We start from the raw sequence: 13,132 nt of genomic DNA on the forward strand, positions 1-13,132 counted from the left end.
TTTAAGTTTTTTTCATCCGAAAACTAATTTACAAATAAAAAATGCAGTAATCAAGCCCGTTATGTCCGAAATCACACCTGCAAGGACGGCGTGTCTTGTCCTTCTTATATTCACCGACCCAAAATAAACAGCGAGAACATAAAATGTCGTCTCTGTGCTTCCATACATTGTAGAGACAAGAAGCCCGAGGAAAGAATCGGGTCCGTAAGTTTTCATTATCTCTGTCATTATTCCAAGTGAACCACTTCCTGAAAGGGGTCGCATCAATGCCATTGGCAGGGCTTCGGCTGGAAATCCGATTAAATTTGTAAGTGGGCTTAAAATCGCTACGAAAACATCCATAGCACCGCTTGCTCTGAAGATTCCAATTGCAACAAGCATCGCAACAAGATATGGAATTATTCTCACGGCGACATTGAAACCCTCCTTAGCGCCTTCAACGAATGACTCATAAACCTTGATCTTTTTTGCAAAGCCGTATAACAGAAAGAAAAAAATTACAAATGGTATTGCAATTACAGAGATTATGTTCATTATCTCTTTGAAGCTCATCCTTGCGCCTCCTTTTGATTTTCATTTTCTTCAAGCTCTTTTCTAAAAATTTTTAGCCGTTGTAAAATTTTAGCCGATGTAATTCCGGCAATTGTTGCTGCGAAACCACCGACTATTGTTGTGCTTATTATCGCAGCAGGGTCACCTGAACCAAGCGCAGCTCTTACAGCAATCGCTGTAGCCGGGATTAAAGTCATACCGCTTGTATTTATCACTAGGAAAGTTATCATTGAATCGCTTGCTGTGTCTTTTTTCGGATTCAACTTTTGGAGCTCTTCCATTGCTTTTAAGCCCAGGGGTGTTGCTGCGTTGCCAAGCCCAAGCATATTTGCGGAGATGTTCATTATAATTGCACCTATCGCTGGGTGCTCGGGTGGAATATCGGGGAAAATACGCCGTGTCAGCGGTTTCACTATCTTGGCAAGCAAACTTATTAGCCCAGCTAATTCCCCTATCTTCATAATCCCAAGCCACAAAGCCATTACACCGATCAAACCGATCGCAATTTTTACAGCGATGTCAGAGTATTCAATCACAGCGTTTAAAATCTGCTTCATTTTGACGAACGAAATTTTCTCAAACACAAGCGAAACTTTGTATTTCCCATTTTCAAGTTTCTCAAAATTTAAAATATTTGCCATAAGTTTATCTGTGTTGACCCCTTTCCCTTTCGCCATCAACTTCCAAAATTCGGGCGTTGTTTCGGTAATTTTAACTATTGCAACACCTTTCCCATCTTGATTGATATTGACCAAAACTTCATTTCCAATTGATTTGGAGTTAAAATTTTTAAGCGAGTAAAAGTTTTTAAAGTATTCCCCATCAACATTTAAATTTCCTTTCAACTGCGTGTCAAATTTAAACTCATCTTCAAGTTCGACAACGGCTTGAAACTCCACGCCGTTTCTATACTTGTTGACTGATATTTCATAAATGTCGGTCCCGATAGCTGTTAAGATTCCAATTGCAATTAGGGCAAGCCATATGTAGTTCATCATGGCTGTGTCAATTTTTTGTTTGTGATGTAAATTTTTCTCTTAAAGGGAAATGAATGATTACCATTTTTATTTCTTACAATGACATCAATTGTATGTTCTCCATAAGTCAAATTGAAATTAGGGGTGAAGAGGATGAGAGCGAAATTTTTATTTTCAACTGCGGTTATGAAATCTTTTGGAATCATCACCGAATCAACCTTTATCGTTATGCTTTGCTTATCAATGCCCGATTTATCGGTGACTTTTAAAATTAGGGTTGGTTTGGTTGTTGTTAAAATCGTGTCTGATAAAATTTCAATTTTCGGTATCCCAGCCATTATATACTTTGCAAGACCTTTAAAGATTCCCCAAGCTTCAATTTTGTTAAACTCATCAATGCTTAACCTTCTTTCTTCATATTCATTTGTAAAGAATGTGCATTCAACAAGGACAGCTGGCATGGTTGCATTTCTGAGAACATAAAAACCTTGTTTAGGATAAACTATGTAGTCGGACATTGTCCCATCAAAACTTGCAAGTGAACCTGATATTCTGAGGGCGAAAGCGAGGTCTCTTTGGATATATCTTGCAATATCTCTATTACAGGGATGAAATCTCGGATCGCCTTCAATAGCGTGATACCATGTTGAAGCGTAATAAGTGTTTGGGTCGCCAGGTTGAGCGTTGTGATGAATTGAAATAAATATATCAGCACCACTTTCAGTTGCCATTCTAACTCTGTCTTGAAGTGAAACTGTTGTATCTTTTTCCCTTGACATGAAGACAATCGCACCGGCGCGAGTGAGGAAATCGCGAAGGTAAAGCGCAACTTTTAGATTTACATCTGCCTCAACGACCCTTTTCTTTATCCCAATGTTTCTTCTATCTTGACCGCCATGTCCGGGGTCAATGAAAAATTTCCAGCCAGTTAAATCTTTTGAGTAAGATTTTATCACTGAATCTATTGACTCAGGGGTTTTCCATTCGGTTGGCTTAACATAGTATGGTTTCGGGGCACAGCTGTAGATTAGAATTGATAAGGGGAAAAGAAGTAGTATTTTTCTCATTTAGGTTTTTTGTTTTTAATATAAAACAATTGCCAAATTGATTCAAGCGGGAAATAAAGCAAAGGTCAAACTGAGATGAATTTGCCATCCGCGGTTTGTTTTCACTTGACAAGAATGAAAAATTTTATTATCTTATGGAAGCACTTCCAAAATAATTTTGTTTTCTATGGGATAACTATTTACGACATAGCTCGTGAGGCGAAAGTTGGCATCGGGACGGTATCAAGGGTTTTAAATGGGAATCCACATGTCTCCGAAAAGACAAGAAAGAGAGTCCTTGAAGTAGCCCGCCGACTAAATTACCAACCTCATACATATGCGCAAAGGTTAGCAAAACAAAAAGCATATGCAATTTCGGCTGTCATCCCATTCTTCACAAGCTACTTCTTTATTGAAGTTCTGCGCGGTGTTCAAGATAAAATCACTGAACTTGGCTTTGACCTTGTCCTTTATGGAGTAAATGACCCTTCAAATCAAGTTGAGTATTATCTTCAAAAGAGCACTTATCGCGGAAAGGTTGATGGTGTTCTCTTCTTTTCAATGAGATTTCCGGAATCATATGTCGGATATTTCAATCAGCGAACTATCCCAATCGTTTTAGTCGACACATATCATCCGAAGTTTGATTCAATAAGCGTTGATAATTTCCAAGGGGCTTATCTTGCGACGAAGCATTTAATTGAAATTGGGCACGAAAAAATCGGAATTATTGTAGCGCGACTTGAAAGTGTCCCTGCTAAACAAAGGTTTGAGGGGTTTAAAAAGGCTTTATCTGATTATGGGAAAAATTTTTACGAGGAATTTTTCGTTGAAGCGAAAGAAACACAGCTTGATGGATTTACACGTGAAGCGGGGTATAATTCATGTATGGAACTTTTGAACAGGAAAAAAGGAATACCGACAGCTATATTCGTTTCAAGCGATATTCAAGCAATTGGCGTGATTGAAGCGTTGAACGAAAACGGGATAAAAGTCCCAGACGATGTCGCCGTGATTGGATTTGATGATATTGAGCTTGCGAAGGATTTCGGTTTGACAACAGTGAGACAACCGATGTATGAAATGGGGAAAGTCGCTGTTGAAAAATTATTTGAGAGGATGAATGACAGGGTTAGGAAACCAATGCATATAAAATTTACGCCTGAACTTGTCATAAGAAAAACTTGTCCTTAAACTTAAGGAGAGGTCATCAATGGATTTTAAAAAGGTTTTACTGTTGACTTTAATTCCAATCCTCGCGATTTCAGGAAACACGGGTAAGATAGCGGGGAAGGTCACAGATGCGCAAACGGGTGAGCCAATCGTTGGGGTTAATGTCATCATTGAAGGGACATACCTTGGGGCAGCAACCGACTTTGATGGGAATTATACAATCATAAATGTTCCGCCCGGGGTTTATAAAGTTAAGGCATCGGCTATCGGTTATAAAACCGTTGTAAAGGAAAATGTTCGCGTTTCAATTGACCTTACGACAAGGGTTGATTTTCAACTTGAACCGACGGTGATTGAAATAGGGCAAGAGGTTGTAGTAGTTGCTGAAAGACCGCTTGTTCAGAAGGACTTAACGGCTTCAACTGCGATAATTGGGAGCGAGCTTATTCAGGCGTTGCCGATAACTGAGTTTCAGGAAGTTGTGCAGATTCAAGCTGGCGTTGTTGCAGGACATGTTCGTGGTGGGAGAAGTGGTGAGATCGCATATTGGATTGATGGCGTTCCAGTGACGGATGTCTATGATAGAAGTGCGGTTATATCGGTTGATAGAAAATCAATTCAAGAGCTTCAACTTATAAGCGGTGCTTTTAACGCCGAGTATGGGCAGGCGATGTCTGGGATAATTAACATAGCAACAAAGGACGGGGGCAACAGCTTTAACGGCAGTTTTACAACATATTTCGGTGGGCATGCAACGACACACGCCGACATTTTCACTGGGCTGAAAAGATTTAATCCGCTTTCAATCAGAAATTTTGAAGGTAATTTGAGCGGACCAATCGTCAAAAATAGAATTTTCTTTTACTTGAACGGAAGATGGGTTTATTTCGGTGGATGGCTTTACGGTGTGAGAAAATTTAGACCCGAAAATATAGTTGACAATCGTGACCCCGACCCGAACAAGTGGATAATAAGCTTAAACCCTGAACAAGGTTTTGGAGACAGTGCTTTCGTCCCGATGAATTGGAACAGGAAAGTTTTTCTTCAAGGGAAATTGACTTTTCAGGTCTCACCGACTTTTAAACTTTCCTATAACTACATGTATGAGTTTATGAAATATCGCAATTTTGATTTCGCATTTAAGTATAATCCAGATGGCGATTTAAATCGTTTCAACAAGGGGATCACAAACATCATCTCAATTAATCACACATTGAGTAAGTCAACATTTTATCAGGCGAGTTTCTCATACTTTTTCAGGGATTATCGTCATTATGTTTTTAAAGACCCATTTGATCCAAGGTATGTTCACCCGAAGCTTTTGCTTCAACCAGGTCCGTATAGTTTTATTGCTGGGGGGATGAAGATGGACCATTTTTATCGCAACACTGGGACATATGTTGGAAAAATTGATTTGACTTCGCAAGTGACAAGGGTTCATCAGGTGAAGACAGGGGTTGAATTTAGATATCACGCAATTTATTTCCATGGGTTTTGGCTTGACCTTTCCGATGAAGATAGAGCAAGGGATCCGATATTTGACTTAAATCCTTATGTTAGGACAAGAATTCCTGATGTATCCGAACCATCGCGGACGCTTTTCAGAAATCATCCAAAAGAATTTTCAGCTTACATTCAGGACAAGATGGAGTTCAACGAGATAATTTTAAATGTTGGTGTTAGATTTGATTGGTTTGACCCAGATTGGCATATTCTTGCTGACCCATCTGATCCGAACATCTACCAGCCGTTGAAACCACAGAATAGATATTTTGACACAAACGGGAACGGGATTTATGGCGATGAGGGTGATATTCCAAAAACAGTTGAAGACAGAAGGAAATACTGGTATATTCGTGCCAAGCCGAAATGGCAATTTAGCCCGAGGATAGGTGTTGCTTTTCCAATAACTGATCGTGGAGTTATTCACTTCTCATACGGTCACTTTTTCCAGATACCGCCGTTTGAGTATCTTTATACAAATCCTGAATTTAAGCTTGGCTCTGGGACTGGGAATATCGGACTTGTCGGTAATGCGGACTTAAAACCCGAGCAAACTGTTAGCGGTGAAATTGGCGTTCAACAAGCGATCACGAACGACATTGCTATAGAACTTACGGGTTATTTTAGAGATGTGAGAAATTTAACGGGAACAAGAGCTGATGAAATTTTCATATTTGGTGGTTCAGCTTGGTATAACCAATACCAAAACACCGATTTTGGCTTCATCAGGGGGATCGTTTTTTCGTTGGACAAGAGGTTTTCAAACAATTGGGCTTTGACGATTGATTATACTTTTCAAGTTGCAAAGGGAAATGCTTCTGACCCCGCGCAGACGAGAAATTTAAGATTGGGCGGTCAATGGCCTGAGGTTAAAATTATCCCTCTTGATTGGGACCAAAGGCATACTTTGAATTTAACGCTGTCTTATTCAGTCCCCAATAATTGGGGTTTGAGTTTAATTGCGCAGTATGGAAGTGGTACTCCTTACACACCGAGGCAATCAAAAAACATCGGAACTTTGCTCATAAACTCGGAGAAAAAGCCATCAACATTTAATGTTGACCTTCGCATATATAAAGATATAAAGTTTGGTTTCACAACATTTTCACTTTTTGCAAGGGTCTACAATCTCTTTGACATAAAAAATGCTTTTGGAGTTTACAACGATACGGGAAGACCTGATTTCACGCTTGATTATTTGAGTGCATTAAAACAACAGCCAGTTCAGCTTGTTAATCCACTTGGTGAGTGGTTTACAAATCCGACATTTTATTCTGAGCCTAGAAGAATTGAGTTGGGCTTGACAATTTATTTTGGTCAGTGAAACAAATTTTGGGATTTTACCTATGTGGAAAATTGCAAGAATTATTTTTCTTTCGTTTCTGTTTTTAGTCTTTTTATTTGATCTCTCATTTTCTCAAAAATTGCGGGGTGATAGGACATTTAGAAAGGTTGGAATACATAACGGGAATTTGGTTAAAACTGTCTTTGGGAATTGGGGCGTTATAGCACAGCCGTCAAATCAGGGACCGCCACTTGCTTGGAAGTATGATGATAATGGATATGCAGGTGATGTTAGCATTCTTGTTGGGCTTGAGCTTTACTTTCCAAGATATGATTCAGTCCGTGGTGAGATGGTCGTTGATACTGTTCATTCTGTTGTGATTTGTCCTGTTGATAGACCAGGTGGTGCCTCTGGTGGTGAGACTGGCAGTGGTGGAATGTTTTGGGGATTTGAGCCAGTCCCAGGTTATGCGAACCCAACGCTTCAAGCCCCTGGCAAAGGAGTTGCAATGAGCCACCTTCCAGAGACATGGCCACCGTTTTGGCCTGATCACCCTGATTGGATTGATACCGCAACTGGAAAGCCATTTTGGAATGGATATTTCGGAATGGGAATTACAAACGCAGATCAGGAAAGTTATTTTGTTATGGATGATAACAATGATGAAAAATACAATAGAAGGTATGGCTTCAGACCTGATTCTACTGATTCAACGCGCATGGGACACGGACTCGTTGTGAAAGTTAGAGGTATGCAATGGTCAAATGTCCTTGCTGAAGATGGGATCTTTTGGATTTATGACATCACAAACGAGGGGACAACCGACTATAGAAAAACTGTTTTCGGATTTTTGGTTGGAACCTGGGTGGGAGCCGGTGGAGGTTCAAGTGGAAATACTGAATGGAGAGATGATTTATCATTCTTTGATGCTGCTGAGGACTTGACATATTCCTGGGATGCGGACAATTACATTGATAGAAGTTCAAATCCGAAGTGGATTGGAAATGTTGGTTATCTCGGTTATGGTTTTCTTGAAACGCCCGGGAATCCATTTGATGGTATTGACAATGATGGCGACAGTAAAAATCCAGGTAGCCCAAAATTTAAAGCGGAAGATTTCCCTCCATCACCTTTGAATCCAACTGGAACAAGAAGGATTTTATCGCGCACAGACCCTGGACCAAATCCAGATTTTCCGAACAATAAAATCGTTTTGATTGAGATTAAAAAAGTTTATTCGCCTCTTTACAAGGTTAATCAAACAGTTTACGAAAGAAAAGTTATTTCACTTGACACACTTTTCAGAAATGACACTGATACTGTGACGGTTTATTCGCTTGGTTTGCCGTTTAAAATTTGGCCGGGGAAAGAACTTGTTGAGGTCCCTAACAATGGTGTTGATGATGACCTTGATGGTTTAATTGATGAAAGTTTTGACCTTCATTACAGGCAAATAAGAAAAACTGCTGATGGAAGGACGATTTTTGACAAATTAAATCCTCTCTCATATAAAAATTATTTTACTGGTCGTGGTTTGGATGACCCAATGATAGATGAGAGAAGGGATGACGGGATTGACAACGATGGGGATTGGGACCCGTATTGGGATGATGTTGGTTCAGATGGAGTTTCTGGAACTGGTGATTATGGTGAAGGGGATGGTGTTCCGACACCGGGCGAGCCAAGATTTGATGCAACTGATGTTAATGAATCGGATCAAATTGGTTTAACAAGTTTTGATTTCTTTGTTCCAGCTGGGGCGATAAATATGGCAAATGATGAGGAAATGTGGAGACGCCTTGTTCCGGGAAATTGGCAAGTTCCAGAGCAATATATAACTGGCTATGTTGAGGGTCCTGACTTTGACGCTGGTTCTGGTTATTTCCCATTGACATCTAAACAAACGGAAAGATTTTCTCTTATTCTTTTCTTTGGCGAGGACCTTAAGGACTTGTATAACAACAAAAGGGTTATGCAAGGTATTTATGATGCAAATTATAACTTCCCAAGACCGCCTGAGAAACCAACTTTAAAGGCGATCGCTGGTGATAGAAAAGTGATACTTTATTGGGATGATGTCGCTGAAAAATCATTTGATAGAGCACTTGCAGAAGTTTACAAAAATAAAGGAGAGGATATAAATAAAGCGTATGATTTTGAAGGGTATAAAATTTACAAAGCAACTGACCCAAACTTTAATGATGCCCGCTTAATTACCGATGGCTTTGGTAATCCAATTTTTTATAAGCCGATTGCTCAGTTTGACTTGAAGGATAGTGTTTTTGGATGGTTTCCGCTTGATATAAATGGGGTGAAGTTTTGGTTAGGCGACGATACAGGAATTCAACATCAGTTCATTGATACAGATGTCAAAAATGGGATGACTTATTATTACGCTGTTGTGGCTTATGATAAAGGGGATGCTGAACTCGGTGTTTATCCATCTGAAAATACAAAATTCATTCAGCGAACGACAACTGGTGAGTTGATTTTTGACAAAAACACTGTAATGGTTACACCAAACGCTCCGGTTGCTGGTTTTCTGCCTGCTGGAACCGATTCAATAATTCATAAACAAGGACCGGCAACAGGTGAAATTTACCTTTATGTGCTTGATCCATACAAAGTCAAAGATAACCATGTTTATAATGTGATCTTTAAAGATACAACTTTTAGTCGTAGGACATCTGCTTATTCGGTTATTGATGTTACTGATCCGGCTCAGCCAGATACAGTTGTCAAGTGGAGTAGAATTTTTGAAGGGGAAACATCGCTTTTTGATGGAATGCGTTTAATTTTTAATAATCACTGGGATGTGAAATTAAAGTCAATTGACACGACGCAGTGGGCAAGACCTGCAAATTCAACTATGACATTTTCTCTTTTCAGTGCCGGTGCAGTCAGAGGGAAACCTTATCCAGCTGATTACGCAATTGAATGTTATGACGAGATCGTTGATACTTCAATGGCTTATTCACCTTTGAGGATTCCAGCTACGCCTGTTAAATTCAGGGTGAAAAATTTGACCGACAATAAATATATCAAGTTTGTTTATGTAAATGTTTATAACCCTTTCACAAAAATAAGACAGATAAGTATTGGTTTTTGGGAGACATACGGGGATGAAAGTTCATTTACTTGGGCTGTGATTTTTCAAGGTGATTCTTCGCTTTCGCTTCCTGGAGCTGGAAATAGGTTGGTGTTTAAATTGAGCAAGCCGTTTAGAAGTGATGATGTATACGAATTTAAAGTCAGAGCTAATAGGGTTGATCCGGAACTTGCAAAGTCTCAGCTTAGTAAAATTCGCGTTGTTCCGAATCCGTATGTTGTAGCTGAGCGTTGGGAGCCACCTCTTCCACCGGGAATTTCAAGTGGGAGAGGACCGCAAAAAATTGACTTTACAAATGTTCCAGCTGGTGCTACGATTTACATCTTTACGGCAAGAGGTGAGCTTGTTGCGACATTGAAGCATGACAAAGACATCGCAGATGGAACTGTTTCTTGGAATTTAAAGACAAAGGAGAATCTTGACGCAGCATATGGTGTATATTTCTATGTCGTTGATGCGCCAGGCATAGGTCAAAAGACAGGTAAATTTGCCATTATCAAATAAAGGGTTTCACGAGCCATGAAAAGGATATTTTTGTTTGTTTTGTTAATTTCTGGGGCGCTTTTCAGCCAATCAAAAGTTGGCACAACAGCTGCTCCGTTTCTTGGGATTGCCGTTGGACCAAGGGCAATAAGTATGGGTGGGGCATTTACTGCTTTTGCCGGTGATGTGAGCACTTTGTATTGGAACCCAGCCGGCGCCTCAAGAATCGGGATAAACGAAATCATGATTTCGCATACAAATTGGATATTTGGAACAAGCTTTGATTGGGTTGGGGTTTCTGTTGCAATTGATAGAAATAATTCCATAGGATTGAGTATAACTCGGCTTGACTATGGTGAGGAAGAAGTAACAACGATTGATTATCCTGAAGGGACAGGGGAAAGATGGGAGGCATATGATATAGCAATAGGGCTATCTTACGCCAGAAATTTAACAGATAGATTTTCAGTTGGAGGAACGGTTAAGTTTATACAGCAAAAACTTTGGAACGAAAGGGCAACAGGGTTTGCGCTTGATATAGGTGTCTTATTTATAACTGAATTCAGAGGGTTGAAACTTGGGGCGAGCATATCAAATTTCGGAACCGAAATGCAACTTGACGGGAAAGACCTTTTTGTGATTTACGACCCTGATCCGACAATTACAGGCAACAACTCAGCAATAAGCGCAAAGTTAAAAACCGATTCCTGGCCATTGCCTCTTCTTTTCAGAGTCGGCGCTTCAATTGACATTTTCAAAAATGAGATGAATTATCTAACTATCTCAATTGACGCACTTCACCCGAATGATAACACCGAGAGTTTAAATGCTGGTTTTGAATATAGCTTTAAAGATATCATTTACCTTAGGGCTGGATATAAATCGCTGTTCCAAAAGGACTCGCAAGAGGGATTTACTGCTGGAGTTGGATTAAGATATAAACTTGGTAATCTCGGCTTTAAATTTGACTATGCTTATCAGGATTTCGGAATTTTGAAAAATATTCAATCGCTTTCTTTGTCGGTTCAATTTTAAAATAAAAAAATTTGGAGGTGAGAAAATTTCAGGGTGCAAAAGCTATAATCAATTTAAAATTTCAACAAAAACAAAAAACAAAATAAGGTGGAGCCATGAGGCGTAAAATTTTTCTCGCGGCAATTTTACTTCTTGCTTTCTCCGTTTTCAGTTTCGCGCAGACGACCGTAAAGGTCACATTTAATGTCAACACAGCGACATCGCCTAAGCTTCTTGTTGATACTTCACTTGTTGAGGTTCGCGGTTCGCATCCACTACTTGGTCCGTGGGGAAGTGCAGCAACCAACAGGATGACAAATCTTGGTGGTGACTATTGGACTTTGACTGTAAGTTTTCCAGATACGATGATTGGAAAAGATGTTGAATATAAGTTTTACGCTGAGGATTGGGAAGATGGACCTAATTACACATTGACGATTCCATCAGGGGATACAACGCTTCCTTTTGTCTTTTTCCGCAAGCAAGGTTTTGGACCAAATCCACCATATACGCCAAGCGATTCAATTGATGTTTGGTTCAGAGTATATGTTTACAACATACCTGAATTTGATCCAGCTCAGCATGTTGTTGGCGTGAGAGGAGCACAACTGCCAGATCATAACGATTTTGGCGATATAAGCTGGGGTAGGACATTTGTTCTCAGCCCTGAACCAGCAAACGATAAAATTTGGTCAGGGAGATTGAGATTTCCAAGCCCGTCGTCAATTGCTTATAAATTCGTCATCGCTTCTAGAGATAACCCCGACGATGTTATCAGATGGGAAAGCGATCCAAACAGGGAAGCAAGTATAAATGCGGATACTACATTGAGATGGACGACATTTGATAGAAAAGTGATAGCTCCAGCGAAGACGGTTGAACTTTACTTTAGTGTTGATATGAGCGTTTATCAAATGATAGGATATTTCAAGCCCGATAGTGGAGATGTTGTTCTCGTTCGTGGTTCATTTAACGGTTGGGGCGAGCAAAATCAATTGCAACCTTCAACACTTGAACCGGGCATTTGGGAAGGATATATACCTATAACTGCTGCGCCGGGCGATTTCATTGAGTATAAATACTACATCAAGACAGGAAATGATAATCAAGCAAGAGTTCCAAATGCTGGATGGGAACCCGGAGCCAATTACAAATATACATTTACAGATGCGGATACACAAGAAGTTCCAAGAAGGTATTTCGCTGGTGCAGGTCCTGAAGGATTCGTTCAAAAGGATGAAGGTGTTGAAGTTTGGTTTTATTGCGATATGAGAAATGTAACTGATAATAGTGGTAATCTTATAGAGAGGGTTGATTCACTCTTTATAGCTGGGAGTCAACCACCTTTGTTCTGGATTTGGGACGAACCGACAAGGGATAGGTCAAATGTAAGATTGTATGACGATGGGAGATATCCTGACAAAGTTGCTGGAGATACGATCTATTCAATCGCTATAACATTCCCGAAATGGTCGTCAAAGGGACCGATACAATTCAAGTTTGCTGTGAATGGAATCGTTGATAATGAAGCTGGTTTCCAAGAAGACCATCTTTTGTTCCTTGATGATTTACCAAATCAGCCTGGTAAAAAAGCGATAAACGAGCTTGAGGTTGTTAAGTTTGGAAGACAGCGTGGTCTTGGTGCTTTCAAGGATACGGTTAAAATTGTCAATAAGTTTATCGTCGGTGTGAAGGAGACGGGTGAAGTTCCTTTAACTTACGCTTTATATCAGAACTATCCGAATCCATTTAACCCTGTGACGACAATAAAATACAGCATACCGAACAGCGAGCGTGTTGTTTTGAAGGTTTACAATATCCTTGGACAGGAGGTTGCAACGCTTGTTGATGAGGAGCAAAGAGCTGGTGTATATGAGTTTAAGTTTGATGCTTCAAATCTTTCAAGCGGTGTCTATTTCTATAGGTTGCAAGCTGGTAAGTTTATAGATGTGAAGAAGATGATACTTGTGAAGTGAGAAATTCCCTCCCC

Annotated in this window: 8 protein-coding genes; 5 read left to right on the forward strand and 3 right to left on the reverse strand. The window is 39.9% G+C overall.

The features are described from left to right. Nucleotides 1-12: 12 nt before the first annotated feature. The 3 genes from FKZ43_RS09935 to FKZ43_RS09945 are packed head-to-tail and all read right to left on the reverse strand — an operon-like array spanning nucleotide 13 to nucleotide 2,596. A complete protein-coding gene (locus FKZ43_RS09935; RefSeq protein ID WP_140945741.1) occupies nucleotides 13-552 on the reverse strand; it encodes a spore maturation protein in 540 nt (179 codons plus the stop codon). Further along, nucleotides 549-1,550: a nucleoside recognition domain-containing protein gene (locus FKZ43_RS09940; protein WP_235894743.1), complete on the reverse strand. Its 1,002-nt coding sequence runs from the start codon at nucleotides 1,548-1,550 to the stop codon at nucleotides 549-551. Before FKZ43_RS09940 ends, FKZ43_RS09935 begins: the two co-directional genes overlap by 4 nt. Continuing rightward, entirely contained in the window at nucleotides 1,547-2,596 is a 1,050-nt protein-coding gene (locus FKZ43_RS09945) for an N-acetylmuramoyl-L-alanine amidase (RefSeq protein ID WP_140945742.1), read from the reverse strand. Before FKZ43_RS09945 ends, FKZ43_RS09940 begins: the two co-directional genes overlap by 4 nt. Nucleotides 2,597-2,710: 114 nt before the next feature. Between FKZ43_RS09945 and FKZ43_RS09950 the strand changes: the two genes are divergently transcribed. The 5 genes from FKZ43_RS09950 (at nucleotide 2,711) to FKZ43_RS09970 (ending at nucleotide 13,118) form a co-directional block, all read left to right on the forward strand. Further along, the gene (locus FKZ43_RS09950) at nucleotides 2,711-3,769 is read left to right on the forward strand and encodes a LacI family DNA-binding transcriptional regulator (RefSeq protein ID WP_181180338.1); all 1,059 of its coding nucleotides are present in this window, start codon (nucleotides 2,711-2,713) and stop codon (nucleotides 3,767-3,769) included. A 19-nt stretch (nucleotides 3,770-3,788) separates the two neighbouring features. Then, complete coding sequence (locus FKZ43_RS09955; RefSeq protein ID WP_140945744.1) at nucleotides 3,789-6,575, forward strand: TonB-dependent receptor; 2,787 nt, start codon at nucleotides 3,789-3,791, stop codon at nucleotides 6,573-6,575. Between the two features lie 22 nt (nucleotides 6,576-6,597). Next, nucleotides 6,598-10,149 carry a hypothetical protein gene (locus FKZ43_RS09960; protein WP_140945745.1) on the forward strand — a complete coding sequence of 1,184 codons (3,552 nt, stop codon included), beginning with the start codon at nucleotides 6,598-6,600 and terminating at the stop codon, nucleotides 10,147-10,149. Nucleotides 10,150-10,164: 15 nt separating this feature from the next. Continuing rightward, nucleotides 10,165-11,163, forward strand: coding sequence for a PorV/PorQ family protein (locus tag FKZ43_RS09965; protein ID WP_140945746.1), 999 nt, complete (start codon nucleotides 10,165-10,167; stop codon nucleotides 11,161-11,163). 95 nt (nucleotides 11,164-11,258) lie between these two features. Further along, on the forward strand, nucleotides 11,259-13,118 hold the full coding sequence (locus tag FKZ43_RS09970) for a carbohydrate-binding module family 20 domain-containing protein (protein WP_140945747.1): 1,860 nt from the start codon (nucleotides 11,259-11,261) through the stop codon (nucleotides 13,116-13,118). The last annotated feature ends 14 nt before the right edge of the window (nucleotides 13,119-13,132 follow it).

The organism is Candidatus Thermokryptus mobilis, assembly GCF_900070205.1.
GTDB lineage: Bacteria > Bacteroidota > Ignavibacteria > Kryptoniales > Kryptoniaceae > Kryptonium > Kryptonium mobile.